At 67.3% G+C, this 26,465-nt stretch carries 22 protein-coding genes; 10 read left to right on the plus strand and 12 right to left on the minus strand.

The window, feature by feature from the left end; translation table 11 throughout:
* Positions 1-5: 5 nt before the first annotated feature.
* The 3 genes from B2527_RS01440 to B2527_RS01450 are packed head-to-tail and all read right to left on the minus strand — an operon-like array spanning position 6 to position 2,822.
* Complete coding sequence (locus B2527_RS01440) at positions 6-794, minus strand: glycosyltransferase family 2 protein (RefSeq protein ID WP_293705721.1); 789 nt, start codon at positions 792-794, stop codon at positions 6-8.
* The gene (locus tag B2527_RS01445; RefSeq protein ID WP_293705722.1) at positions 787-1,581 is read right to left on the minus strand and encodes a beta-ketoacyl synthase chain length factor; all 795 of its coding nucleotides are present in this window, start codon (positions 1,579-1,581) and stop codon (positions 787-789) included. The genes B2527_RS01440 and B2527_RS01445 overlap by 8 nt, the downstream gene beginning before the upstream one ends.
* 5 nt (positions 1,582-1,586) lie before the next feature.
* Positions 1,587-2,822: a beta-ketoacyl-[acyl-carrier-protein] synthase family protein gene (locus tag B2527_RS01450; protein WP_414716959.1), complete on the minus strand. Its 1,236-nt coding sequence runs from the start codon at positions 2,820-2,822 to the stop codon at positions 1,587-1,589.
* Positions 2,823-3,026: 204 nt separating this feature from the next.
* Between B2527_RS01450 and B2527_RS01455 the strand changes: the two genes are divergently transcribed.
* Positions 3,027-3,302: a YcgL domain-containing protein gene (locus tag B2527_RS01455; RefSeq protein ID WP_293705723.1), complete on the plus strand. Its 276-nt coding sequence runs from the start codon at positions 3,027-3,029 to the stop codon at positions 3,300-3,302.
* Complete coding sequence (locus tag B2527_RS01460; RefSeq protein WP_293705724.1) at positions 3,295-6,642, plus strand: ankyrin repeat domain-containing protein; 3,348 nt, start codon at positions 3,295-3,297, stop codon at positions 6,640-6,642. The genes B2527_RS01455 and B2527_RS01460 overlap by 8 nt, the downstream gene beginning before the upstream one ends.
* A 150-nt stretch (positions 6,643-6,792) precedes the next feature.
* Here the strand turns inward: B2527_RS01460 and B2527_RS01465 are convergent, their stop codons facing one another.
* On the minus strand, positions 6,793-8,580 hold the full coding sequence (locus B2527_RS01465; RefSeq protein ID WP_293705725.1) for a monovalent cation:proton antiporter-2 (CPA2) family protein: 1,788 nt from the start codon (positions 8,578-8,580) through the stop codon (positions 6,793-6,795).
* An 85-nt stretch (positions 8,581-8,665) separates the two neighbouring features.
* Between B2527_RS01465 and B2527_RS01470 the strand changes: the two genes are divergently transcribed.
* The 4 genes from B2527_RS01470 to B2527_RS01485 all read left to right on the plus strand — a co-directional run bounded on the left by B2527_RS01470 (position 8,666) and on the right by B2527_RS01485 (position 14,216).
* Positions 8,666-8,824: a hypothetical protein gene (locus tag B2527_RS01470; protein WP_293705726.1), complete on the plus strand. Its 159-nt coding sequence runs from the start codon at positions 8,666-8,668 to the stop codon at positions 8,822-8,824.
* A 57-nt stretch (positions 8,825-8,881) separates the two neighbouring features.
* Positions 8,882-10,252, plus strand: a complete 1,371-nt coding sequence (gene mgtE, locus B2527_RS01475; RefSeq protein ID WP_293705728.1) for a magnesium transporter — start codon at positions 8,882-8,884, stop codon at positions 10,250-10,252.
* 279 nt (positions 10,253-10,531) lie between these two features.
* Entirely contained in the window at positions 10,532-13,237 is a 2,706-nt protein-coding gene (locus B2527_RS01480; protein ID WP_293705729.1) for a bifunctional acetate--CoA ligase family protein/GNAT family N-acetyltransferase, read from the plus strand.
* A 253-nt stretch (positions 13,238-13,490) separates the two neighbouring features.
* Complete coding sequence (locus tag B2527_RS01485; RefSeq protein WP_293705731.1) at positions 13,491-14,216, plus strand: alpha/beta fold hydrolase; 726 nt, start codon at positions 13,491-13,493, stop codon at positions 14,214-14,216.
* Positions 14,217-14,222: 6 nt separating this feature from the next.
* On the opposite strand, the gene dkgB is transcribed toward B2527_RS01485, so the two are convergent.
* On the minus strand, positions 14,223-15,023 hold the full coding sequence (gene dkgB / locus B2527_RS01490; RefSeq protein ID WP_293705733.1) for a 2,5-didehydrogluconate reductase DkgB: 801 nt from the start codon (positions 15,021-15,023) through the stop codon (positions 14,223-14,225).
* An 81-nt stretch (positions 15,024-15,104) separates the two neighbouring features.
* On the minus strand, positions 15,105-16,319 hold the full coding sequence (locus B2527_RS01495) for an MFS transporter (RefSeq protein ID WP_293705735.1): 1,215 nt from the start codon (positions 16,317-16,319) through the stop codon (positions 15,105-15,107).
* A gap of 125 nt (positions 16,320-16,444) precedes the next feature.
* Between B2527_RS01495 and B2527_RS01500 the strand changes: the two genes are divergently transcribed.
* Positions 16,445-17,347: a LysR family transcriptional regulator gene (locus B2527_RS01500; protein WP_293705737.1), complete on the plus strand. Its 903-nt coding sequence runs from the start codon at positions 16,445-16,447 to the stop codon at positions 17,345-17,347.
* A 148-nt stretch (positions 17,348-17,495) separates the two neighbouring features.
* Here the strand turns inward: B2527_RS01500 and B2527_RS01505 are convergent, their stop codons facing one another.
* Together B2527_RS01505 and B2527_RS01510 are read right to left on the minus strand one after the other, a co-directional pair.
* Complete coding sequence (locus tag B2527_RS01505; protein WP_293705738.1) at positions 17,496-17,783, minus strand: hypothetical protein; 288 nt, start codon at positions 17,781-17,783, stop codon at positions 17,496-17,498.
* Between the two features lie 77 nt (positions 17,784-17,860).
* On the minus strand, positions 17,861-18,817 hold the full coding sequence (locus B2527_RS01510; RefSeq protein WP_293705739.1) for an aldo/keto reductase: 957 nt from the start codon (positions 18,815-18,817) through the stop codon (positions 17,861-17,863).
* A gap of 179 nt (positions 18,818-18,996) precedes the next feature.
* Here B2527_RS01510 and B2527_RS01515 point away from each other — a divergent pair, with 179 nt between their 5' ends.
* Both B2527_RS01515 and B2527_RS01520 read left to right on the plus strand, forming a co-directional pair.
* Entirely contained in the window at positions 18,997-19,851 is an 855-nt protein-coding gene (locus B2527_RS01515) for a class I SAM-dependent methyltransferase (RefSeq protein ID WP_293705740.1), read from the plus strand.
* Between the two features lie 138 nt (positions 19,852-19,989).
* Positions 19,990-20,532: a pseudouridine synthase gene (locus B2527_RS01520; RefSeq protein WP_293705741.1), complete on the plus strand. Its 543-nt coding sequence runs from the start codon at positions 19,990-19,992 to the stop codon at positions 20,530-20,532.
* Between the two features lie 51 nt (positions 20,533-20,583).
* Here the strand turns inward: B2527_RS01520 and B2527_RS01525 are convergent, their stop codons facing one another.
* Both B2527_RS01525 and hrpB read right to left on the minus strand, forming a co-directional pair.
* A complete protein-coding gene (locus B2527_RS01525; protein ID WP_293705742.1) occupies positions 20,584-20,940 on the minus strand; it encodes a hypothetical protein in 357 nt (118 codons plus the stop codon).
* A gap of 318 nt (positions 20,941-21,258) precedes the next feature.
* On the minus strand, positions 21,259-23,892 hold the full coding sequence (hrpB, locus tag B2527_RS01530; RefSeq protein ID WP_293705744.1) for an ATP-dependent helicase HrpB: 2,634 nt from the start codon (positions 23,890-23,892) through the stop codon (positions 21,259-21,261).
* A 223-nt stretch (positions 23,893-24,115) separates the two neighbouring features.
* Between hrpB and B2527_RS01535 the strand changes: the two genes are divergently transcribed.
* Positions 24,116-24,910: a TatD family hydrolase gene (locus tag B2527_RS01535; RefSeq protein WP_293705746.1), complete on the plus strand. Its 795-nt coding sequence runs from the start codon at positions 24,116-24,118 to the stop codon at positions 24,908-24,910.
* Positions 24,911-24,925: 15 nt separating this feature from the next.
* On the opposite strand, the gene panE is transcribed toward B2527_RS01535, so the two are convergent.
* Positions 24,926-25,864, minus strand: a complete 939-nt coding sequence (panE, locus tag B2527_RS01540) for a 2-dehydropantoate 2-reductase (RefSeq protein ID WP_293705748.1) — start codon at positions 25,862-25,864, stop codon at positions 24,926-24,928.
* Between the two features lie 310 nt (positions 25,865-26,174).
* Positions 26,175-26,465: ABC transporter permease (locus B2527_RS01545; protein ID WP_293705749.1), on the minus strand; the 291-nt coding region annotated here is incomplete at its 5' end.

Here is a 26,465-nt window from a genome sequence, read left to right on the forward strand (position 1 = left end):
GTCGCTCAGTTGGCGACGTCGGTGCTGTCGATGACCGGCGGATTGCGGCGGATGGTGCGGTATACCCGCCAGACGTGGCCATGGCGCAACGCCAGCAGGACGATATGGCTGGTGATGCGGTACAGATCCTGCAGCGGCTTGAAGTGGCTGGGGCGGAACTGTTCGTCGCTGTCGGCACAGCGGTAGCGTGATTCGATCGGCACCGATACGCAGCGTGTCCCCAGCTGGCGTGCTGCGGAAATGACCACCTGCGCTTCGAACACGAAGCCTTCGGCGCAGATATCGCGCAGCGCGATCACCTCGGCCGGGTAGAAGCGCTGCCCGCTCTGGCTGTCAGCAACCTGGTAGTGCGTGCCCCAGGCGATGCCCCAGTCACCGAACTCGTTGGCCAAGCGCCGGTACAGCGGCTGCGAGGCGCGCTTGCGCAGCCGCGCACCGATGATGATGCAACCCGGGTGGCGATTGGCGCTGGCCAGCAGGCGAGGCAGATCGGCGGCGGCGTGCTGGCCGTCCCCATCCAGGGTCAAGACACCTTGCAGGCCACGGCGGCAGGCTTCGGCAAAGCCGGTGCGCAGTGCATGGCCCTTGCCCCTGCGCTGCGGATGGCGCAGCACGCTGACCGGCAGGTCGGCGATGCAGGCGGCGGTGTCATCGGTGGAGCCGTCGTCAACCACGATCACATGGGGAAAGTACTGCAGCACACCCTCGACCACCTGGCGTATGCGCAATATCTCGTTCAGTGCGGGAATGACGACTGCAACGGTTGCGGGTGTCAACGGCGCGTTGTCACTCATGGCTGATGCCGATCTCCAGCCATTGCTCGCCACCGGCCGGCATCCACAGCATGTCCTGGTCCATTGCCAGCGCCTGCAGCAACGGCAACAGCGGGGACATCGCATTGGCGGCGTAAAGCTGCATCAGGGGGCCGGCGTCCGGCTGCGGCAGGTCTGCCGCTGGCGCTTGGGCATGCAACCTCAGCTTCAGTGTCGGCAGGCCGGCGCAGGCACTGCGTGACAGCACCAGTGCGGCGCCCAGCAGGCCTTCACTGGGTGATACGTCGGCCAACGGGCCAGTGGCGCTGCCATCGTAGGCCACCAGCAGCACCGCCGGCTCCCCGGCGTGCAGTTGCGCCAGCGCCTCCAGGAGTCCCTGTGCAAAGCTGTGATCGCCGGCGCTGATCGCGGTAGCGGCGGCATGGGTGCCTGCGCCGATGGTCCAGTAGCCGGCTGCGGCGTTGTGTACCGAGTTGTGGAAGCGCGTGGGTGAGATGGCGTACGGATCCTCGGCCAGCGTGGCGCACATGTAATCGGTGATGCTCAGCTCGCCATGGTTGGAGGTGAACACCGAGGGCAACGTCGCCGGGTCACGGTCGGCAGCATGGCACGCGGCCAGCGCCGCCTCCAGCGCAACGGCCACGGTGGCGGGCGCCCGGCGCCGTTCATTGGCTGCCAGCAACTGCGGCGAGGGCCGAGCGGGCGGATCGAGTGCGCGCTCGCCGCTGCGCATCCAGGCGCACGCGCTGTCCCAGTCCGGCAGCCCATTGCCCCAGAAACCGATACCTTCCAATGTGGCTTCCAGCATGTGTTTCATCCTGCCCTGCCAAATACCAGCGAGCAGTTGTTGCCGCCGAAGCCAAAGGAATTGTTCATTGCGTAGTGGATGTCCGCCTGGGCGTTGGCAAACCGGATCTGTGGGCCGCAGGCCGGGTCCGGGATTTCGCTGTTGAGGGTGCCGGGCAACAGGCCGTCGGTGAGTGCCAGCAGGGCAAACACGGACTCGACGATGCCGGCCGCGCCCAGGGTGTGCCCCGTCCAGCCCTTGGTCGAGCTGGCGTGCAGGCTGTCGGGGAACATCGCCGCGACGGCTGCTGCTTCGATGCTGTCATTGGCAGGCGTGGAGGTGCCGTGCAGGTTCAGGTAGCCGACCTGGCCGGCATCGATGCCGGCGCGCTGCAGCGCGGCCTGCATGGCCAGGCGCGCACCCAGGCCTTTCGGGTGCGGCGCCGACATGTGGTGGGCGTCACTGGATTCACCATAACCGAGGAGCTGCAGCTTGCTTGCCGGGCCGGCATCGGCGCGTTCCAGTACTGCGTAGCCGCCGGCCTCGCCCAGCGACAGTCCAACCCGGCGCGCGTCGAATGGCTGGCACGGGGTGGGTGCTACCAACTGCAGTGCGTTGAAGCCGAACAGCACGCTGCCGCACAACGTATCCACCCCGCCTACCAGCGCGGCATCGGCGAGCCCGGCGTCGATGAGGCGCGCCGCCTGCGCGAAGACCTTGGCGCTGGATGAGCAGGCGGTGGCAACGGTCACGCACGGGCCGCCCAGACCCGTGGCGGCCTGCACGAAGTCCCCCAGTGAGTGGGGTGTATGGATGCGTGAGCGCTGCAGGTCGGAAGGGAAATGCCGGTGTCCCTCGGCGTCGACCTGCAGCCGTTCATAGGCTTCTTCGGTCGCGCCGATGCTGGAAGTGGAGGTGCCCATCACCACTGCCACCCGTGCGTTGCCGTGGCGTGATACCACCTGTTCCAGTGCCGCGGTGATGCCATCATGGTGCAGGGCCATCCAGGCCAGTGCATTGTTGCGGCAGGCAAACGCCTGAAGGTGGCTGGGCAGCACCACTTCTTCCAGTCCACCCACACGGCCGATCCAGCAGGGCAGGGAGGCATTGCCAAAATCATTGCTGCGCAGCCCGCTACGCCGCTCCCGCAGGGCACGGCGCTGTGCCTCCAGCCCGGACCCCAATGCTGTGGTGGCGGTATGGGCAAGGATGTTCAAGGGGCGCAGTCGTGGCGGTGATGCGGGGCGCACGCGATCTTCCATGGGTTCGACGGGGCGGGAGTATATCGACAGCGGCCTGTCAGGCGGCTTGATCAACGGTGCAGCAAACCGGGACACAACAAAATATTGATGTCTCTGAATGGAAGGAATGGAGGAAAATGCCCGCCACGACGGGCGCGGCTCCTTTCAACAGCGCCAACTTTCCGACACAATCCCTGATCCCCATGCAGGGCAAAGCCCGCTGGCATGCAAGCCTACGTCTATAAAAGCCAACGCAAGCAGGACACCTACGTCTACCTCGCCAAGCGTGATGATTTCGACGCGATCCCGGCCTCGCTGGGCGCCACGCTGGCTCCGTACACCTTCGTGCTGGAGGTTGCCCTGACCCCCGAACGTCGCCTGGCCCAGGCCGACGCCGCACAGGTGCGCGCCAATCTGGCCGAACGCGGTTTTCACCTGCAGGCGCCGCCGATGCCCTTGGCGCCGGTAAAGATCGCACGCATCGACGGTCGCGATGACTGAAGCCCTGCGTACCCGCGCTGTCGCCGTTGCCCTGGGCATCGGCCTGCTGCTGACCCTGCTCACCGGCTTCGGTGGCGTGGTGGCGGCCGTGTGTGGCGTGCTGGCGCAACCGGCGTTCGCCCTGGCGGTGTCCTGGGTGCGCCGCAGCCGCACGCTGGCGCCGTCGGCGACCTTGTTCAAACGACAGCTGCCAGGCCTGTTGGGGCTGTGGGTGGCTGGCCCGGCGGTCTTGGCGCTGCTGGTGTCCTGGCCGCTGGCGGCGTTGCACGACAGCGGCAGCCTGGCGGCCGTGCTGGCGCTGAGTGTGGCGGTCAGCGTGGCGGTGCTGGCGCTCTGGCGCACCTGGCCGTTGTGGCATGCGCTGGAGCGCGAGGACAGCGAGCTGCGTGCGCAGTGGCATTCCCTGGCCGGTCGCGGCCTGGATTCCTGGCACGGCCTGGGTGCGGCCGCCGTGTTGCTGGTGCTGTGCGCGGCAGTGGTGGCACCGGCCTGGCCGGCCCTGCTGCCCAGCCACCTGCGCTGGCCGCTGGCCGTTGCCAGCCTGCCGTTGATGCCGGCGCTGCACTACCTGCTGCAGGCCATGCGCGCGGCGCCGGCGCTGGCCACGGTGCCGGCCGAGCCGCAGTTGGGTGAGCGTGTCGAAGGCTTCGACCCGTTTGCCGAGGCGCTGCAGGCCCCGCAACCGCTGGAGCCGCTGGACCAGCATGAACTGGTGCCGCAGCTGTATGCCGCTGCCCGTGGTGGCCGCGTCGACCGTGCCCTGCAGCTGCTGGATGCCGGTGCCGACGTGCATGCCGCCCCGCCGGCCGACTCGCGTGACCAGCGCAGCCTGGTGGTATTGGCGGCGGTATTGCCGGACCTGCGCCTGCTGCGCGCGCTGATCAGCCGTGGCGTGGACGTCAACCAGCCGCATTGTGGGGTGACCCCGCTGCTGGCCGCCACCCGCGACAGCTGGCACGGCCGTCCCGAGGCGGTGATGACGCTGCTGGCCAATGGCGCCGACCCGCGTGCCACCGATGCCGAGGGCAACACCCCGCTGCACCATGCCGCACGCAGTTCCGACCCGGGCGTGGCTGCGCTGCTGCGTGACGCCGCGGCCGAGATCGATGCCCTCAACCATGAAGGCCACAGCCCCTTGGCAGTGGCCTGCCAGGCCGGCAACTGGCGCCTGGCCAAGTTCCTGCTGGAGCGGGGCGCCAAGGTCGAGCCCAGCGACGGCGTGCCGGTGCTGGTGCAGGCCGCGGCCACCGACGACGACGATCCGGCGGGCGTGCAGCTGCTGCTCAAGCACAAGGCGCGGCTGGATGCGCGCGACCGCCAGCGCCGCAGCGCGCTGCATGAGGCCGCCTTGGCCGGTCATGTCGATATCGTCGAAACCCTGCTGAACGCCGGCGCCAACATCGAGCCGCGCGACGCTGCCGGCCGTACCCCGTGGCTGGATGCCGCCGCGCACGGCCGTGCCGGTGTGCTCGAACGCCTGCTGGCACACCAGCCCGACGTCACTGCGGTGGACGGCGAGGGCAACAACGCCGTGCTGCTGGCCAGCCGCGCCGAGCAGGTCTCGGCAGCGCTGATCCGGCGCCTGCTGGACCTGGGCATTGCCGCCGATACCGTCGGCAGCGATGGCCGCCGCGCCATCGACCATGCCGCCGCTGCCGGCCGCTGGAGCATTGTCTCGCTGCTGGACCCGAGCTACCCGTTGCCGGCCGCGGTCAGTGATGCCGCCCAGGCCAGCACCGATGGCGAGGGCCAGGCCGCACCGGTGCTCAACGACCGCGCGCCGTTGGCCCTGCTGCGCGAGGCGCTGGTGTTCGGCAATGTCGACGGCATGGCGCCGCTGGCCAAGCTGTGCTCGGCCGATGAATTGGGCGGTCTGCTGCATGATCCGGAACTGGCCCTGCAGCCGCGGGTGGTCGATTGGTTGCTGGGCCACGGCGCCGCAGCGGAAGTTCTGGACGCCTGCGGTGACACGCCGATGTTCGCACTGCTGTCGCGCGGCGTGGATGCGATCCCGACCTTGCAGGTACTGCTGCACCACGGTGTCTCGCCGGCCGGCAAGGGTGGCCTGACCCGCCTGCTGGCGGCCTGTGCGCAGCATGACCACGGTGCCCGCAGCACCGAACAGTTCGCGCTGGAGTTGCTGGAGCGCGGTGCCGACCCGTTTGGTGCCTCGCCTGCCGGTGATCCGGCCTTGTCGCTGGCGGTCCGCCTGGGTTGGCTCAAGCTGCAGCATTGGCTGCTGCTCAACGGCGCCGACCGTGAAGCCCGCGACAGCCACGGCATGACCGCCCTGCACCTGGCCACCGCGCTGGCACGCGAGGCCGCACTCAAGCAGCTGGTGCTGCAGGGGGCATCGCCGGATGCGCGCGCTGCCGATGGCCAGACGCCGCTGGGCGTGGCCCTGTCCAGTGGTCGCCGTGATCTTGCCGACCTGCTGGACTGGCGTGGCTGGTCACTGCCGCTGCGCGCGCTGCGCGATGCCGATGTACCGGCCGCGGCGATGGCCGGCGACGCCGATGCGGTGCGCCGCCTGATCAACCTGGGCTTTGCCGTGGACGCGGTGGACGCGCAGGGTTGCAGTGCACTGTTGCGGGCTGCCGGTGGTGGCCACGCGGCGGTGGTCGATCTGCTGTTGTCGCTGGGCGCTGATCCGCAGCACGCCGCTGCCAGTGGCGCCACGCCGCTGTCGGCCGCGGTGAGCATGCGGCAGACGACGATTGTCGCCGCGTTGCTCGCGGCCGGTGCCAAGCTGGAGCACCGTCTGCCCGGCGGGGTGACGGTGCTGATGCTGGCTGCCGCGCTGGGCCTGCCGGATATCGTCGCGCGCCTGCTTACCGCCGGTGCCGACGTGCATGCCGGTGACGACCAGCAGTTGGCACCCTTGCATTGTGCTGCGCTGTACGGCTTCACCGCACGTGATCGCGGCCGTTTGCTGGCCCTGCTCGATGCCCTGCTGCTGGCCGGTGCCGAACCGGACCAGGCCTCGGCGGGCACGGTCACGCCGCTGTTGCTGGTGCTGGGCGCCCGCGCCGAGCCGGGCACCGCCTGCGACGAGCACGTGGTGCTGGCGGCGGTGGAGCGCCTGCTGGACGAGGAGGTATCGCTGGAGGTGCGCGACCCGCGTGGCTTCGGCCCGCTGCACCTGGCCGCCCTGCATGGCCTGCCGTTGCTGGTGCAGCGCCTGCTGCGGGCCGGCGCCGACCCGGAAATGCGCGATGCACTGAACCGCACGCCGCGTGACATCGCGATCATGCGTGGTTTCGTCGACGTGGCCGGTGAGTTCGAGCCGGCGGTGCCGGGGGTATCGTCGATGGCCCGCTTCCTGCGCGACAGGAATTGATTCTGCTGCGAATTGAGGGCGGCTGATTCGGGGCTCGCAGAAGCGTGCGTCTGCCGGCAATGCGAGCTGCCACGGTGCAGGAAGCCCGTGCCGGCCACGGTTGCCGGCTTTCAGCGTTCAGTTGCTGGCCTTTGCCAAGCCCCAATCACCTCAGCCCCTGCCTTCATCCGCGTCCGCTTCAAACAGCTGCATCAGATCCGCGCGTGCGTCGCGCGAGGTCTGCATCACCGCTGCTTCATCGTCATAGACCAGGTGCTGGGCCTTGAGCAACTGCTCGTCGTGCTCGCGAAAACGCTGCACGTGGTTGCGGGCCACGCTGTCGGGAATGCCCAATGCGGTGAGTACGCGCTCACTGGCCTCCAGGCTGGAGCCGAACACCTCGCGGAACGGTTCGGCCGACATGTCCATCAGCTTCCACGCGTGCTGGCGGTTGCGTGCGCGTGCCAGCACGGTGGCGCCCGGGTACAGGCGGCGCACCAGGCGCACCGCGCGCAGGTTGGTTTCCGGGTCGTCCATGGCCATAACAAACACCCGGATGTGCTCGGCACCGGCCGAGCGCAGCAGCTCCGGGCGGGTCGGGTCGCCGTAATACAGCTGGTTGCCGAAGCGGCGCATGTCCTCCACCGTGTCCGGGTCGGCTTCCAGCGCGACGAACGGAATGCGCTGCGCGGTCAGCAGGCGGCCGATGATCTGGCCGAAGCGGCCCATGCCGGCGATGAGTACCTGCGGTCGCTGCGCGCCGGCATCCTTCAGCTGGGCATCCGGTGCATGTTCCGGCGCGGCTGCCTGCGGCTTGAGCTGCAGCAGGCGCTGCAGGGCCAGCAGCAAGAGCGGGGTGATCGCCATCGACAGGCTGACGATGGCCACCAAGCGGTCATGGTTGATGCGGCCCAGCAGGTGCGCACGTTCGGCTTCGTTGAACACCACGAAGGCGAACTCGCCGCCCAGCCACAACACGCTGGCCAGGATCAGCGCATTGCGCAGCGGCAGCTTTGCCAGCTTGCCCAGCAACAGCAGGATGGAAAACTTCACCAGCAGCAGGATCAGCACGCCGGCGGCAATCAGTTCCGGCTCGGCGGCCACCCGTGCCAGGTCGATGCCCATGCCCACGGCAATGAAGAACAGCCCCAGCAGCAGGCCCTTGAACGGTTCGATCTGCGATTCGATCTCGTGGCGGAACTCAGAGTCGGCCAGCAGCACGCCGGCCACGAACGCGCCCAGGCTGGCGCTGAGCCCGGCCTCGGCCATCAGCCAGGCGGTGCCCAGCACCACCAGCAGGGCGGTGGCGGTGAACACCTCGGGCATGCGGGTGCGCGCCACCACCGCGAACAGCCGCCGCAGCAAGGGCCGGCCCAGCACGATGGCCGCGGCCAACGCACCCAGGGCAACGCCGGCGTCCTGCCAGGTAAGGGTTTCGTTCTTGACCCCGCCCAGCAGCGGGATGGCGGCCAACAGTGGAATCGCCACCAGGTCCTGGAACAGCAGGATGGCAAAGCCCAGCCGGCCGTGGTCGGAATTGAGTGCCTTGTGCTCGGACAGCAGTTGCAGCCCCACCGCGGTGGAGGACAGCGCCAGGGCGGTGCCCACCACCAACGCGCTCTTCCACGAGAAATGATTGAGCAGCAGCAGGCCGCCGAGTGCGGCGGCGCTGAGCAGCACCTGCAGCGCGCCAGCACCAAACACCGTGCGTCGCATCACCATCAGCCGCGAGGGCGACAGTTCCAGCCCGATCACGAACATCAGCATCACCACGCCGATCTCGGCGGCATTGAGGATGCGGTCGGTGTCCTGCACGAAACCCAGCACCTGCGGCCCCAGCACCACGCCGGCAGCCAGGTAGCCGAGCACGGCGCCCAGCCCGAAGCGCTTGAATACCGGCACGGCGATCACCGCCGCAAGCAGCAGTACCAAGGCTAGTTCGAGACCGGTGCCATGCATGGGGTGTTCTTCGGATGCACCGGTGTACCCCGGCAGCACCATTATGCGGACTGCACCGTCAACGAATGCGAATGCAGGCCCAATCATGATCAGGACAATGTGGCCCAAGGTTGACCTTGCGCGCCAGCAGGGCCAGACTCGCCGCGCTGCCGGCGTTTCCGAGCGGCATATCCCGGAGTCCAACCCCATGTCCAGCGACAGTAGAAGTCGACCGCGTTCGACGCCAGTGATGGCAATCGCCTGAGTGGGGTGATTTGCCTGTGCTGGCGTTGCGGACGCAACCAGGAACAGGTCAATCACGATGAACCAGAAGCAGCTTCTGCGGCCGGTGGTGGATGCAGCCACCCTGAGCGCCCCCATTGCCAATTTCAACACCGCCGACGCGGTGGAATTCCTCAATACGCTGAGCGTGCCGGCCGCGGCCGACGTGCTTGCCGCGGTGCCGGTGGCGCGCGCGGTGAAGTTGCTGGAGGCGCCCGAACTGCAGCGTGCCGGTACCCTGGTGGCGGCCCTGTTGCCGGTGCGTGCCGCGGCCCTGCTGGGGCTGATGGCCGATGACCGCGCCACCGACATCGTCCATGAACTGGATGCTGCCGAACGCGCCCGGCTGATTCCGCTGCTGGCGCCGGAGGCGCGGCGCGCGATCCAGCAACTGCTCAGCTACCCGCCCAACACTGCCGGTGCGCTGATGACCACCGAATTCGTCGGCGTGCCAGCCGACTGGACGGTGGCGCAGACCCTGCAGCATATCCGCGAGGTCGAGCGCAGCCGCGAGACGGTGTACGCCATCTATGTGCTGGACCCGCTCACCCGCCAGCTGCAGCAGGTGGTGACGATGCGGCGCCTGATCACCGGCGAGCCGGACGATTCCATCCTCTCGGTAGCGCAGGTCAACCCGCCGGTGACGGTGGGGCCGCTGCTGGACCAGGAGGAGGTGGCGCAGCAGATCCGCCGCCACGACCTGTTGGCCATCCCGGTGGTGGACGCGCAGTTGCAGATGCTGGGCATCGTCACCGTCGACGACATCCTTGATGCATTGATCGACGAATCCACCGAGGACGTGCACAAGTTCGGCGGCCTGGAGGCGCTGGACAAGCCCTACATGCAGATCGGTTTCCTGGAGATGCTGCGCAAGCGCGCCGGCTGGCTGAGCGTGCTGTTCCTGGGTGAAATGCTGACCGCCAGCGCCATGCAGCACTACGAGGATGAGCTGGCACGCGCGGTGGTGCTGACCCTGTTCATTCCCCTGATCATGAGCTCGGGCGGCAATTCCGGTTCGCAGGCCACCTCGTTGCTGATCCGCTCGCTGGCGCTGCGTGAACTGCGCCTGCGCGACTGGTGGAAGGTGGCCCTGCGCGAGTTGCCGACCGGCGTGGTGCTGGGCTCGATTCTTGGCCTGCTGGCCATCGTGCGCATCACCGTCTGGCAGCTGGCCGGTCTGCACGACTACGGTGAGCACTGGAAGTTGCTGGCACTGACCATTGGCGCGGCACTGATCGGCATTGTCACCTTCGGCTCGCTGTCCGGCTCGATGCTGCCGTTCGTGCTCAAGCGCCTGGGCTTCGACCCGGCCAGCGCCTCGGCACCGTTCGTGGCGACGTTGGTGGACGTAACCGGGCTGGTCATCTACTTCAGCATTGCCGCAATGATCCTCGGCGGCACGCTCCTCTGAATGTAGTGCCGAGCCATGCTCGGCAGGGGCGTTACCGGCAACCCCAACGGCAAACGCAAAAATCACCCCTCCCCAACCCTCCCCTGCGCTGCGCGCAAGGGAGGGGGCGGTTCGCGGCCATGTGCCAGTTCGTCGCTTGTCTCCCTCCCTTTGGCGTAGCCAAGGGGAGGGCCGGGGAGGGGTGCTCTTCGCCGGCCCCGCCCCACGCTTGATCCTGCGCAGCCCACCCCACGCCGCAGCCGTGTACCTTTGGACCGGTTACCCGCAACAGGCGTCGCAATGAGTACCTATCACCTGCAGACCGTATTCCGCCCGCGTTCGGTGGCCGTGGTGGGCGGCAGCCCGCGTGATCGCTCGGCCGGCCGCGCGGTGATCCGCAACCTGCGCGCCGGCGGCTTTGCCGGGCAGATCGGCTGGGTCAGCCCGCGCTACGCCGAGATCGACGGCATGCGCACGGTCAAGCGGCTCAAGGACCTGCCGTGGATCCCGGACCTGGTGGTGATCACGGTGCCGGCCAGCATCCTGCCGCAGGTGGTGAGCCAGGCCGCCGAGCTGGGCGTGGCGGGGGCCATCATCCTCACCTCCGGGCTGGGCAAGGGCCCCGGTTCGCTGGCCGCGCAGGTGGAAGCGGCCGCACGGCCCAAGGGCATGCGCGTGCTGGGCCCGCACTGCCTGGGCGTGATCGCCCCGCATGCGCGGCTCAATGCCAGCATCGCCGCACACACCCCGCAGGCCGGCGATGTCGCGCTGATCTCCGAATCCAGTGCGATTGCCGCGGCGCTGGTGGAGTGGGGCGTGGCACGATCGATCGGCTTCTCTGCGGTGGTATCGCTGGGCGATGCGCTGGACGTGGATTTCGGCGACCTGCTGGATTACTTCGCCACCGATTACCGCACCCGCGCCATCCTGCTGTACGTCGATCAGATCAGTGATGCGCGCAAGTTCATGTCGGCCGCCCGTGCGGCGGCGCGCGCCAAACCGGTGGTGGTGGTCAAGTCCGGTCGCCAGCCCAAGCGCGGCGACGGCGAGGTCAGCACCCATTCGCAGGCGCTGGCCGCCTCCGACGCGGTCTATGGCGCCGCCTTCAACCGTGCCGGCCTGCTGCGCGTCAACGCGCTGGACGAACTGTTCACCGCCGCCGAAACCCTGGGCCGGCTGGGCACGTTCCCGGGCCGCCGCCTGGCCATCCTCAGCAATGGCGGTGGCGTGGGCCGGCTGGCGGTGGACCAGCTGCAGGCACTGGGCGGCACGTTGGCCGAACTGTCACCGGCAACCATCGCCCAACTGGACAAGGCATTGCCGCAGGGCTGGTCACGCGACAACCCGGTTGACATCGTGGTGGATGCCGACGGTGGCCGCTATGCATCGGCCATCGAGGCCCTACTGTCCGACGATGCCAACGATGCGGTGCTGGTGATCAACGTGCCCACCGCATTCACCTCGTCGGCCGAGGCCGCGCAGGCGCTGACCAGCACGCTGGGGCTGCGCTCGCGGCAGCTGCGCGACAAGCCGGTGTTCGCGGTATGGCTGGGCAATGACGACCGCGCCACCGTTACCCTCAACACCGCGCGGGTGCCGACCTATCCCAGCGAGGCCGAGGCGGTACGGGGCTTCCAGCACCTGGTGAAGTACCGCGAGGCGCAGGCTGCGCTGATGGAAACCCCACCCAGCCTGCCCGCCGATTTCGTGGTGGACGTGGCTGCCGCGCGCGCGCTGGTGGAGACGGCACTGGCCAACGACCAGCAATGGCTGGACCCGGTGGCTACCCACAAGCTGCTGCAGTCCTATGGCATCCCCTCGCTGGAGGTGATGGTGGCGCGCGACGCGCACGAGGCGATGGACCTGGCCCAGCCACTGCTGGAAAAGGGCCTGAGCGTGGCGGTGAAGATTTTTTCGCCGGACATCCCGCACAAATCCGAAGTCGATGGCGTGCGCCTGAACCTGAGCACCTTGCGCGCGGTACAGGCCGCGGCCACCTCCATCCTGCAGCGTGCCCGCGAGCAGCGCCCGCAGGCGCGCATCGAGGGCGTGCTGGTGCAGCCCAGCCTGACCCGGCCCAAAGCACGCGAACTGATTGCCGGCATTGCTGACGACCCGGTATTTGGCCCGGTGGTGGTCTTCGGCCGCGGCGGCACCGCGGTGGAAGTGATCGACGACAAGACCCTGGCACTGCCGCCGCTGGACCTGCGCCTGGCCCATGAGGTGATAGGACGGACCCGTGTATCGCGCATCCTCAAGGCCTATGGCGATGTGCCGGCGGCGGACGAGCGCGCGGTGGCGCTGGTGCTGGTCAAACTGGCGCAGCTGGCGGCGGATATTCCGGAGATCCGCACGCTGGACCTGAACCCATTGCTGGCCGACCGCAATGGCGTGATCGCACTGGATGCACGCATCGCCATCACCCCGGTGCGACGGCTGCACAAGGGCCGTGGCCACCCGCGCTTTGCGATCTTCCCGTATCCCACCGAGTGGGAGCGCACCATTGCCCTGTCCGACGGCGGAAAGGCCTTCATCCGGCCGGTGCGGCCGGAGGACGACGGCCTGTTCCGTGCCTTCTTTGCCCGCGTGACCGACGACGACCTGCGCCTGCGCTTTTTCCAGTCGGTGAAGCACTTCAGCCACGAGTTCATCGCGCGCCTGACCCAGCTGGACTACGCCCGCTCCATCGCCTTGGTGGCCATCGACCCGCGCAGCGGCGAGATGCTGGGTGCGGTGCGCCTGCATGCCGATGCCGATTACGACCGTGGCGAATACGGCATCCTGATCCGCTCCGACCTCAAGGGCCACGGCATCGGCTGGAAGCTGATGCAGATCATGATCGAGTACGCCCAGTGGCAGGGTCTGAAGGTGGTGGAGGGGCAGGTGCTGCGCGAGAACACCACGATGCTGGCGATGTGCCAGAGCCTGGGGTTCAAGGTGAAATCCGACCCGGATGACTCGACCATCATGAATGTGACGCTGCCGGTGGGTGAGGTTAAGAGCTGAGAGCTGAAGGCCAAGAGCCAAAGGCACCCCTCCCCAACCCTCCCCTGCGCTACGCGCAAGGGAGGGGGCAGATCAGCTCCCTCCCTCCCTTTGCCGAAGGCAAGGGGAGGGTTGGGGAGGGGTGCTCTGCTTCGCTCCCTCCCTTGCGCATAGCGCAGGGGAGGGCTGGGGAGGGGTGCTTTGGCTCTGGCTTTGGCAGTTGCCCAACCCCACCCCTCACCCCCAAACCACCCCAAGGCGCGACAATAGCGCCATGCAAACGAACCAAGACCCAGCAGCCAGAACCCCGCTGCTACTGCTGCCCGGCCTGCTCAACGACGCCACGCTGTGGCAGGCCCAGCTCGAAGCACTCGCCGACATCGCCGATTGCCAGGTCGGCGACCTCACCCAGCAAACCACCATGCGTGCCGTCGCCGAAGACGTACTGGCCAAGGCACCCGCACAGTTCGCCCTGGCCGGCTTCTCCCTCGGTGGTTACGTCGCCCAGGAAATCCTGCGCATCGCCCCGCAGCGGGTGTTGAAACTGGCGCTGCTGGATACCTCGTTCAAACCCGACTCGCCCGAGCGCGCCGCACAACGCCTGGCACAGCAGAACAGCGTTCGCCTGCCCGGTACCTTCCATGGTTTCGGCGACAAACTGATGCGCAGCTACATCGATGCATCGCGGCTCGAGGACCATGCATTGGTGGATACCGTGCGCAGCATGACCGCACGCCTCGGCGCCGAAGTCTTCCTGCGCCAGAGCCAGCTGCAGCGTGCCGACGGCAGCGAGGTCCTGCGTGCCTGGCAGGGCCCGGCCTTGATCGTCTGTGGGCGCAACGATGCAATCACGCCCTTGCCGGTCAGCGAGCAGATGGCTGCGCTGATGCCGCAATCAACGCTGGTGGTGATCGAGGACTGCGGTCATCTGGCACCGTTGGAGAAACCGGCGGAAGTGAACGCTGCGATGCGTGCCTGGCTGCTATCCACGCCAGGCTGATCGATCTCAATCCCAAGCCGGCGCGATGCCCGGGTTGGCCACGCGTTCGCCACGATCCAGCTCCCCGATCCGAGCCATGTCCTCGGCATCCAGCCGCAGCTGTGCCGCCTGCAGGTTGCCGGCAAGGTTCTCACGCTTGGTCGACGACGGAATCACCGCATAGCCCTGCTGCAAGGCCCACGCCAACGCGACCTGCGCGGTGCTTGCCTGGTGCTTGTCGGCAATGGCCTGGATCACCGGGTCCTTCAGCACCGCGCCATAGGCCAGGCTCATGAACGCGGTGACAGGGATGCCCTGCTCACGCAGGTAGGCGATCAAGGCGCGGTTCTGCAGATAGGGATGCACTTCGATCTGGTTGGTGGCGATGGCATCGGCGCCGAGGATGGCGATGGCCTGGCGGGTCAGGTCGATGGTGAAGTTGGAAACACCGATCGCCTTGGTCAAACCCAGCGCCTTGGCTTCGCGCAGCGCACCGAGGAACTCGGCCATCGGCACTTCGTCCTTGGGCGAGGGCCAGTGGATCAGCGTCAGGTCGACGTGATCGGTGCGCAGCTTGCGCAGGCTCTCGCGCAGGCTGGCAAGCAGGTCATCTTGGTGGAAGTTGCTGATCCAGATCTTGGTGGTCAGGAACAGCTGCTCGCGCGGCACCGTGCCGCTGGCGATCGCTGCACCAAGGTCGGCTTCGTTGTCGTAGATCTGTGCGGTGTCGAAAGCGCGGTAGCCAAGCTCCAATGCGTTGTGCACGGAGTCGGTGAGGACCTGGCCCTTGAGGCGATAGGTGCCAAGGCCGATAGCGGGAATGTTCATTCAAATCTCCTGAAATTCGCACTCACAGGCTACGCCGCGCAGCGCGAACGAAAAGGTAAAAGGGAGTAACAGCGTGTTCCGTCAGTGCGCGCTGACGGCAATGCCCTCGGCGCGCACATCCAATCCATCGCGGCCATCCAGCCGGCCACTCAGTGCCGTCAATGCCAGCGCACCCAGCACCACCAGCGCGCCCATCCACGGCGTGTGCATCAGGCCGATGTGATCGACCACCAGGCCGCCGAGCGAGGCACCCAGCGCGATGCCGATGTTGAAGGCGGCGATGTTCAGGCCGGACGCAACATCCGTTGCCTGCGGCACGAAGCGCTGTGCCTGCTTGACCACATACACCTGCAGGCCCGGCACATTGCCGAACGCCACTGCGCCCAGCGCCAGCACCGTCAACAGCACCAGCCAGCGGTTGTAGGCGGTGAAGGTGAGCGCCAGCAGCACCACGGCAAGCAGGCCGAAGATCAAGGTCAATGCGGGCACCGGGCCCCGGCGGTCAGCCAGACGCCCGCCCCACAGATTGCCGATGGCCACCGACACACCGTAGACCAGCAACACCGCGCTTACGGCATTGGCCGAGAAGCCGCTGACGTCCTGCAGGATCGAGGCGAGGAAGGTAAAGGAAAGAAAGGTGCCGCCATAGCCCAGCGCGGTCATCGCATAGACCAGCAACAGTCGTGGTTGTGCCAGCACCGCGAACTGTTGCCCAAAGGTGGCCGGTGCGCTGCGCGGCAGGTTGCGCGGCACGAACAGCAGGCTGCCGAGCAGGGCGATCACGCCCAACGCAGCCACCGTCAGGAAGGTGGCACGCCAACCGAGGTGCTGCCCGATGAAGGTGCCCAGCGGTACGCCGGTCACCAGCGCCACCGTCAGCCCGGTGAACATGATCGCGATCGCGCTGGCGGCCTTGTCCCTGGGCACCACCGAGGTGGCGATGATCGAGCCGATCGAGAAGAACACACCATGCGCCAGCCCGGTCAGCATCCGCGCCACGATCAACGAGCCATAGCCCGGCGCCATCCACGCAATAAGGTTGCCGACGGTGAACAGCAGCATCAGCGCGACCAGCAAGGCCTTGCGTGGCACCCGTCCGGTCAGGGCGGTGAGTACGGGCGCACCCACCGCAACGCCCAGCGCATACAGCGAAACCAGCAGGCCGGCCGAGGGCAGGCTGACCTGCAGGTCGGCGGCAATGGTCGGGATCAGGCCGACGATGACGAACTCGGTGGTGCCGATGGCGAACGCACCCAGGGTCAGCGCCAGCAGGGCAAGGGGGATACCGCGGGACATGGGCGATTCCTCGGAAAGGGGCGCGCAGTCTGGCCGGGTCACTGTTGCCGAAAAAGCCGGTTTGCACCCAATGACTATTGAATTCTGGTCAATAATGGATCCGCCCTCCCGCTGCCCTTGATCCGATGAAAACCACTCTCGACGAAATGCAGGCCTTCATCGCGGTGATCGATACCGGCTCTATCACCGCCGCCGCCGAGCAGCTGGGCCAGACCACCTCCGGCGTGAGCCGCGCATTGGGGCGATTGGAGGAGAAGCTGGGCACCACCTTGCTGACCCGTACCACCCGCCGCCTGCAGCTCACCGCCGAGGGGGAGTCCTTCCTGGCGCAGGCGCGCGCCATCGTCGCCTCGGTGGATGCCGCCGAGGAACAGATCGCCGCGCGCCGTGGCACGCCCTCGGGGCGGTTGCGGGTGGATGCGGCCATGCCCTTCGTGCTGCATGTGATCGCGCCGCTGGTGGCCGAGTACTGCAGCCGCTATCCGCAGGTCGCACTGGAGCTCAACAGCAGCGAGCGTTACATCGACCTGCTCGAGCGCCGCACCGATATCGCCATCCGCATCGGCCCCTTGGCCGACTCCACCCTGCATGCGCGGCCATTGGGCCACAGCCGGCTACGGGTGCTGGCCAGCCCTGCGTATCTGCAACAGCACGGCACGCCGAAGACGGTGGCGCAACTGCAGGCGCATGCGCTGCTCGGCTTCAATGAACCGGACTCGCTCAACACCTGGCCATTGCCGGACGCCGATGGTGGCCTGTTGCATGTGCGGCCAAGCCTGGCGGTGAACAGTGGCGAGATCCTGCACCGCCTGGCGCTGGAGGGCGTGGGCATCGTCTGCCTGTCCGATTTCCTGACCGAACAGGACCGTGCCCAGGGCAGTCTGGTGCAGGTGCTGCCAAAGCAGACCGTGGAAGTGCGACAGCCCATCCATGCGGTGTATTACCGCAACACCGCGGTGTCGGCGCGGATCCGCTCGTTCCTGGACTATCTGGGCGAGGCCATGGCGAAGGCGGCGTACACGCAGTAAGCCGGCGCAGCTGACAGGCTGGTGTTGGGGCGATGAGGCAGTGCAGGGCGGCCACCCTGTAACACCCACCCCCGTCGCGGGTGCAGGGGTGGGTGTGTTGCAGGCGCTGCCGTGGTTTGGCGGCGTGCGCCGCGGCTACCGCCGCTTGTCAGTGCTGCTCGGCGTGATGCCAGGCGTGCCGCACCAGCCAGCGTGCTTCGTCCCAGGACACGGCCAGTGCCGGGTTGTGCCGGTGGTAGCTGTCCTGCAGCACTTTGTAGAGCTGTTCTTCAGTGGCGCGTGGATACGCCTGGTACACGTCATAACCCATTTCCAGCAGTCGCTGGTAATGGTCGAAATCGTGCTGGCCAAGGTGGCCGATGGCATGTACGCCGCGCCAGTAGGTCAGCTCGGCGTCACGGTCGAAATTGCGTTGGGCTGCGGATGTGGTCTGCATGGGTAGGACTCCATTCGCGGTCTACCCCCTGTCCAGCGATGCTAAGTCCGGCGCAGGGGGGAATCAAGCAAGCCGGTTCACGTTTCGGCACTGGCGCTGTCCAGCTGCGCCAGCTCAACCGGGGTCAATGCCAGCTGCGCCGCGGCAAGCACTTCCTGCAACTGCGGCACGCTGGTGGCGCTGACGATGGGGGCGGTGATGCCGGGGCGGGCGATCAACCAGGCCAGGGCAACCTGTGCGGGTGTGGCGTTGTGGCTGGCGGCCACGTCGTCCAGCGCCTGCAGGATGCGCAGGCCACGCGGGTTGAGGTACTGCGCGGCCACCTTGGCACCGCGCGCAGCGCTCTTGCCCACGTCTTGGGCTGTACGGTATTTGCCGCTGAGGAACCCGCTGGCCAGCGAGTAGTAGCTGATCACGCCCAGGCCTTGTTCGCGCGCCAGCGGCTCCAGTTCGGCTTCGTAGCCGGCGCGGTCGTACAGGTTGTACTCCGGCTGCAAGGTCTCATAGCGCGGCAGGTGATAGTCGGCTGACACCTTGAGTGCCTCGCGCAGGCGCGCGGCACTGTAGTTGGAGGCACCGATGGCGCGGACCTTGCCGGCCTGCACCAGGCGCGCGAACGCACCCAGCGATTCCTCCAGCGGCACCGACTCATCGTCTTCGTGTGCCTGGTACAGATCAATGACGTCGGTCTGCAGGCGGCGCAGCGAATCCTCGATGGCGGCATTGATGTTGTCCGCCGACAGGCCGGGGCGTTCTGCCCACTTGGCTACCTTGGTGGCGATGACTACCTTGTCGCGTTTGCCACTGTGCTGCAGCCACCGGCCGATGATGGTTTCCGACTCGCCGCCGCGGTTGCCCGGCACCCAGGCCGGATAGACATCGGCAGTGTCGACCAGGTTGAAGCCGGCATCGACAAAGGCATCCAGCAGGGTGAACGCGGTTTTTTCGTCGGCACTCCAGCCGAACACGTTGCCACCGAAGGCAATGGGACTGACCTGCAGGCCGGAGCGACCAAGTTCGCGTGACGGGGGCATGCATTCCTCCTTTGTTGTCCAGTTCTCCAGCATAGACGCAAGGCGTTCCAATTCCGTGGCAAAGCGGTGAAAACAGCGTTCCGTTGTGCTTGTCCGCGCTAACGTGTTGTAAACATTTCGTGCTGCAGTGCGATTGCAACGGCGTGCTAGGCTCGGCGTCTCAACCGCCGGAGACTCACATGAAAACGCGTGCGCCCCTGTTTTGTGCCTGCCTGTTGGCGGTGGCTTCGGCCCTGCCGTTTGCCACCCTGGCCAGCGAAGCTGTTGTTGCTGCCGACAGCGCCCAGGTGGCTCCGGAGCTGCAGGCGGCCATTGCCGCCAACTGGCGCAGCCCGGCTAACGTGGCACGTGACAACTACCGTCATCCAGCGCAGACACTGGCTTTCTTCGGCCTGCAGCCGAACCAGACCGTGGTCGAGATCACCCCGGGTGGCGGCTGGTATGCGGAGATCCTGGCGCCCTACCTGCGTGAGAACGGCAGGTATGTGGCAGCAGTGGTGGACCCGGCGGCGTTGCCGGCCGGTGGTGGCCGTGATTATCAGCAACGGTCGCGCGATGGCCTGGCCAGGAAGTTTGCCGATGCCCCGGCGCAGTACGACCGCGCGGTCGAAGTGGCCTACGATCCGGCCGCACCGGTGCTGGGTGCACCGGGCTCGGCCGACCTGGTGTTGACCTTCCGCAATGTCCACAACTGGCGTGCCAATGGCCAGGCCGAAGGCATGTTCAAGGCCTTCCATGACGTGCTCAAGCCCGGCGGCACGCTGGGTGTGGTCGAACACCGCGCCAAGGCCGATGTGCCGGCAGACGACAAGAGCGGCTACGTGGGCCAGGCGCAGGTGATCGCGATGGCCGAGGCGGCCGGTTTCAGCCTGGTCCAGAGCAGCGAGATCAATGCCAACCCGGCCGACACCAAGGACCATCCCAATGGTGTCTGGACCCTGCCGCCGTCCAACAACCATGACGCCGCCGATGCCGCCAAGTACAAGGCCATCGGCGAAAGCGACCGCATGACGCTGCGCTTCGTGAAAAACTGAGCGCCGCTGGCGGGGTGGCTGCGCGCGGGGCTTTGCCCCATCATTGCGCGCATTCCCCCCCTTCGAGCCATCCCGCCGTCGCGGGGACAGGCTTGTTTCCCGTCGCCACGGGAAGAGAACGTTCAATACCGTCCGCTCATGCTCATCGCCTTCAACAAGCCCTTCAACGTGCTGTGCCAGTTCACCGATCGCAGCCAACCGCCGCGGGCGACGCTGGCCGGCTTCGGGCTGCCGGCAAACGTGTATGCGGCGGGCCGCCTGGATTACGACAGCGAAGGCCTGTTGCTGCTCACCGACGATGGCAACCTTGCCCATCGCCTGACCGACCCGCGGCACAAGCAACCCAAGACCTACTGGGTGCAGGTGGAGGGCGTCCCGAGCGCGGAGAAGCTGCAGGCACTGCGCGATGGTGTGCAGCTCAATGACGGGCCCACCCTGCCGGCACAGGCAAGGCTGCTGGAGCCCGCCCCCCGCCTGTGGCAGCGTGACCCGCCGGTGCGGTTCCGCAAGACCGTGCCCGATGCGTGGTTGGCGATCACCCTGCGTGAGGGGCGTAACCGCCAGGTGCGGCGGATGACGGCGGCGGTGGGCCTGCCGACCTTGCGGCTGGTGCGCGCCTCGATGGGGCCGCATGCGCTGGATGCGCTGCAACCGGGGCAATGGCGCCGCATCGACGGCTGACTGCAATGAAAAACGGGAGCGCTATGCGCTCCCGTTGCTGTTGCAGCCGACTCAGGCGTCGCTGCCGATATCGCTGGTTTCGTCGGTGACGCTGGCCGCGTGGCGGCGGCGCTGCGCGATCTGCCGCGACTTGGCCTCGATGGCTTCGTTGTCGCGCTTGTTGCGGCGGTACAGCGCATAGCCGAGCAGACCCAGGCCAACTGCGGCCACGGCAACCGTGGCGGTGGGGTTGCGCTTGGCGACGCGGGTGACCGCACGGCCGCCGGTCTTCATCGCACCAATGGCGGCGCCGGTCTTGAGCCACTCGGCGGCGCTGGAGCCACCGTGCTTGATGTTGCCGCCGGCGCTGTTGACCAGTTCCAGGGCGCGTTCCAGTGCCGGTCCGGTGATGTCGCTGAACTTGCTCATGTGGGGACTCCATGTAGATGAGGGTCAGACGCCTAGTGTTGCCGCATAGGCGTGTAGGGGATGTTAGCCGGGAAGTGATGACCGTGGCTGTGGCAGGCTGAAGCTGAACTAACGGTGACGGCATACGGCAAAAGCTACCCCTCCCCAACCCTCCCCTGCGCTACGCGCAAGGGAGGGGGCCAAAGCGGTTGCGCTGCAATCGGAAAGCTTGCCAGGACCCACCCCCTCCCTTTGCCGCAGGCAAGGGGAGAGTCGGGGAGGGGTGCTCTTGCTCTTGCTCTCGCTTTCGCTTCTGCCTCTGCCAGCCCCCAGTCCCAACTAAGTCCCCCGCGGCTTCGCTCTATGCGTAGCGGTAGCGCTCCACGGATCATCCGGCCACGGGTGCCTTGGGTAGCGCCCCTTCATTTCCTTCTTCACCTCGGCATAGGTGTTCTGCCAGAAGTTGCGCAGGTCACCGGTCACCTGCAGCGGCTTGCCGCCCGGTGACAGCAGGTGCAGCAACAGCGGTACGCGGCCATCGGCAATGCGCGGCGTATCGGCCAGGCCAAACAGCTCCTGCAGCTTCACCGCCAGTACCGGTGGGCGCGGGCTGAGGCCATCGTCATCGAGCGCGTATTCGATGGGCCGTTCCATCCCCGATGGCACGCTGATACGCGTGGGCGCATGCCGGTCCACCAGCTGCCGCGTGTTCCAGCCGATGCCGGATTTCAGTGCTTCGCCCAATTCCTGCTCGGACAAGGCTTCCAGCCGCGTCTTGCCGTTGAATGCAGGCAGCAGCCAGTGGTCCAGTGCATCCAGCAAGGCCGTGTCGGAGAGGTCGGGCAGCTCCAGTTCCGGCATCCACTTTCTCAGTCCCATCACCCGCCAGCGCCATTGCTGCAGGTTCCCCGTCCATGGCAATGCGTCCAGGCCCAACTCGCGTACCGCATCGGTAAGCGCACGTGCGGCGCGCGCTGGATCCACCTGGCCGGCGGGGCGGCTGTCCAGCACGATGCGCTCGAAGCTGCTTTCACGACGCGCTTCGAGGGCGCGCTTGGTGCTGTTCCAGCGCACCACGTCCTGGGTCTTGAAGCGCCCGGGGAAATCGCGGCGCAGGCGTTGTTCGTCCACCGGTACCGCGCGCAGGATCAAGGCATCGCGCGGGTCATGGCGCAGCTCGCTGATCACCAGCCAGGGTTCGCCGCGCAGGTCGCTGTTGTCGAACTGGCGTGCGCTGCGGCCATTGGCCAACTGGTAGCGCTGTGGATCGTTCGGGTGCTGGCTGGCAATGCGGTCGGGGAAGGCATGGGCGAGCAGGTCGCCGAGCTCATGCGCCTCGATATCGGCTGGCGGTGTCGCATCGCAACGCAGGCGACGGCGCCATTGCTTGGCAGCGGCATCAATCGCAGCCAGTCCACCGCGGTTGGCGTCGTAAGGCGCGCGGCCATTGCGGAAGGCGGCAAGGGCGCGCCAACGCGCGGCCAGTGCATCACCGCCCTGACGCAGTGGATCGCGAGCTTCCAGCAGGGCGGCTATATCTGCCGCCAGGGCCTGCTCGCGCGGATTGCCGGCAGACAACAGCATCGCCGCCATGCGCGGATGCGTGCCCATCGCCAGCATGCGCTTGCCCAGTGCGGTGATGGTATTGGTGTCGCTCAGCGCGCCCAGCCGCTGCAGCAGTTCCCGCGCGGCCGACAGTGCGCCGGTCGGTGGCGGATCGACAAAGCGCAGTTCATCGCTGCCCCAGGCCGCCAGTTCCAGGGCCAGCCCGGCCAGTTCCACCTGCGCCATTTCCGGGCGGCGCTGCGGCTCCAGCCGCTGCGACTGCGGCCACAGCCGCCACGCCCAGCCGGCGGCCACACGACCGGCGCGGCCGGCGCGCTGGTCAGCCGAAGCCTGCGAGATGGTCACCGCATCCAGCCGCGAGAAACCGCTGTTGGGGTCGTAGCGCGGCTCGCGCGCCAGGCCGGCATCAATCACCACCCGCACGCCGGGCAGGGTGACCGAGGATTCGGCCACGTTGGTGGCCAGCACCACCCGACGGCGGCCGTCGGGATCGGGTTGCAGCACGCAGGTCTGTTGTTCGATCGGCAGCTCGCCGTGGAGGGGGAGCACCTCATAGCCTTCTCCCGCCGGGAGAAGAGCCTGTCCCTGCGAAGGCGGGGATGGCTGAGCGCCGGATGAGGGTGCGGGCGAAGCCTCCGGCAATGGGACAGGGCGGGTGGCTGCGCCACCTACCCTCTCCCCAACCCCTCCCCCGGAGGGGGAGGGGCTCAAAGCGGCCTGCACTCTGGCAATCTCGCGCTGCCCGGGCAGAAACACCAGCACGTCGCCGGGATGCTGGGCCACGGCCTGTTCCACCGCGCGGCGGGTCTGTGCTTCCAGGGTTTCGTCGCGTCGCGGCGGGAAGTGGCTGACGTCCACCGGGTAGCTGCGGCCTTCGCTGGTCAGACGCGGGGCGTCCAGGAACTGCGCCAGCCGCTCACCGTCCAGGGTGGCCGACATCACCACGATGCGCAGGTCCTCGCGCAGCTGCGATTGCACGTCCAGCGCCAATGCCAGGCCGAGGTCGGCCGACAGGTGGCGTTCGTGGAATTCGTCGAACAGCACCGCGCCCACGCCTTCCAGCAGCGGGTCGTCCTGCAGCATGCGGGTCAGGATGCCTTCGGTGACCACCTCGATGCGGGTACGCGCCGAGACCTTGTTCTCGAAGCGGATGCGGTAGCCGACGGTCTCGCCGACGGGTTCGCCCAGCTGCCTGGCCATGAAGGTGGCGGCACTGCGCGCGGCCACGCGGCGCGGTTCCAGCATGATGATCTTGTTGCCCTGCAGCCACGACGCATCCAGCAGCGCCAGCGGCACCTGGGTGGTCTTGCCGGCGCCGGGCGGCGCTTCCAGCACCAGCCGCGGCTGCGCGGCCAGGTGCTGGAGGATGTCGGGGAGCAGCGGGGTGATGGGGAATGCTGGTGCCATCGGCACATTGTAGAAGCCGTGCACGAGAAGCGCCGCCCGAAGCACGGTAGCCCGGGTAAGCGCAGCGCAGCCGGGGCTCTTCGCGGAGTCATCGGGTACCTCGCACAGAGCCCCCGGGTGCGCTGCGCTTACCCGGGCTACGGGGCTCCGTTCATGCTGCACAGGGCTCGCCTGCGGCCAAACCTCTACAATTCCCCCTTTCCGCCTCACCGCACCCAGCTCAATGCAACTGATCGACATCGGCGCCAACCTCACCCATGAATCCTTTGATCGCGACCTTGACGCGGTGCTGGAGCGCGCCCGCGCTGCGGGCGTGGTGCAGATGGTGATCACCGGTGCCAGCCGCGAGCACTCGCCGATGGCCTTGGCGTTGGCGCAGCGTCACCCCGGTTTCCTGTACGCCACCGCAGGTGTGCATCCGCACCACGCCAGTGAGTACACCGACGAATGCGATGCGGAAATGCGCGCACTGCATGCACACCCGGAAGTAGTGGCGGTGGGCGAATGCGGCCTGGATTTCAACCGCGATTTCTCGCCGCGCCCAGCCCAGCGCAAGGCCTTCGAACGCCAGCTGCAGATCGCCAGCGAGAACGGCAAGCCGCTGTTCCTGCACCAGCGCGATGCGCACGATGACTTCATCGCGATGATGAAGAACTTCGATGGCAAGCTCGGCCCGGCGGTAGTGCATTGTTTCACCGCCGAGCGCCGCGAGCTGTTCGATTATCTGGACCGTGACTGGTACATCGGCATCACCGGCTGGCTCTGCGATGAGCGCCGCGGCGCGCACCTGCGTGAGCTGGTCAAGCACATCCCGGCCGAGCGGCTGATGATCGAGACCGATGCGCCCTACCTGCTGCCGCGCACGATGCGGCCGCTGCCCAAGGACCGCCGCAACGAGCCGGCCTTCCTGTCGCATATCGTCGAGGAACTGGCCCGCGACCGTGGCGAAGATGTGGCGGTGACCGCTGCCAACGCCACTGCCGCCACCCGTGCGTTCTTCCGCCTGCCGCCGGTCTGACGGCAGGCGCTGGTTTCAAACGGCGCGCTGCGCCTCATAGGCCTGCAGGTGGCAATACGCGGCCTGCAGCAGCGGCGCGGACTGGCCAGCGGCAAGCGCCCGGCCCAGCATGTCACCGACGATATGTGCCGCTTCCACCCGCTGCCCGGCTTCCAGATCACGCAGCATCGAAGCCTTGATCGGTGAACCCGGTTTGGTGATGGCGCCCAGCGCGATTTCCTGCGCTTTCGCTGGGATCGGCTGCCCGGCCTGTGCGGCCACGGCCAGACATTCGCCGTACAAGGCCTGCATGAAGGTGGTGCCGTGGTCGCTGGCGACGATAGTGCCAACGTCGGCGCGCATCAGGCAGGTGCCGGCGGCCAACGCGGTCAGGAAGGTGTATTTGATCCATTGCTCCAAGGCGATATCGGCCGAGGCGACATGGTCGATGCCGGCCTGTTCGCAGGCCTTGGCAAGTGCGCTGACGCGGGCGCTGTCGGTGTCGCCATCGCGTTCGCCGAAGGTCAGCTTGGCCGGTTTGTCCAGATGCAGCACGGCGCCATCGTCGGCCTTGGTTGCACTGATGAAGCACAGCCCGCCGAGCACGTGCTCGCGCCCGAAGCGCGCGTCCAGTGCGGTGTAGTGGCGCAGGCCGTTGAGGATGGGCAGCACCGTGGTGTTGGAACCTACTGCCGGTGCGATGGCTTCGATCGAGCTGTCCAGGTCATAGGCCTTGCAGCTGAGGATGACCAGGTCGAAAGGGCGCTGCTGCGCAAGCTGCGGCAGTGCGTCGGCGGTGACGTGGGCGACCGCGAAGGTGGCATCGCCGAGCGGGCTGCGGATCACCAGACCATCGCGTTCCAGCTGCGCGGCACGGTTGGGTCGCACCAGGAAGGTGACATCACCACCGGCCTGGGCCAGCCGGCCACCAAAGTAACCGCCGGTACCACCGGCACCGAGAATCAGGATGCGCATCGGGTTGGATATCCATCAACGAAGGGGAGTGAAGACATCATAGGTGTTCGGCGTGCGGTTGATATTGTAGGAGCGGCGTGAGCCGCGAAGCTGTTCCCCCTCCCTTTGCCGAAGGCAAGGGGGTGAAGAAGGCCTGCTTGCGCGCCATTGGCGCGCGGCCTGATGAACGACCGAAGGCTATGCCTTCGGGCCGGACGGGTTGGGGAGGGGTTGTGCTTTTGGCTTTTGGATCTTTTGCTTCGCGGCTTACGCCGTTCCCACAAGAACCAAAGCAAAGAGCCAAAAAAAAAGCGCCTTTCGGCGCCTTCTTTCAGCTGCGCAGGCCTACGCCCCGTCGCAGCAGCCACAGGGCCACGGCGGTGAGTGCGGCGACAAAGCCCAGCATCAGCGCGTAGGACACCCACAACGGCACGTCGCTGCTGCCCAGCAGGCCGTAGCGGAACGCATTGACCATGTAGAAGATCGGGTTGGCATGGGTCATCGCCTGTGCCCAGCCCGGCAACAAGGTCACCGAGTAGAACACGCCGCCCAGGTAGGTCAGCGGGGTCAGGATGAAGGTCGGCACGATCGCCACGTCATCGAACTTCTTGGCGTAGACGGC

It is taken from the genome of Stenotrophomonas sp. UBA7606, assembly GCF_002477705.1.
Classification (GTDB): Bacteria; Pseudomonadota; Gammaproteobacteria; order Xanthomonadales; family Xanthomonadaceae; genus Stenotrophomonas.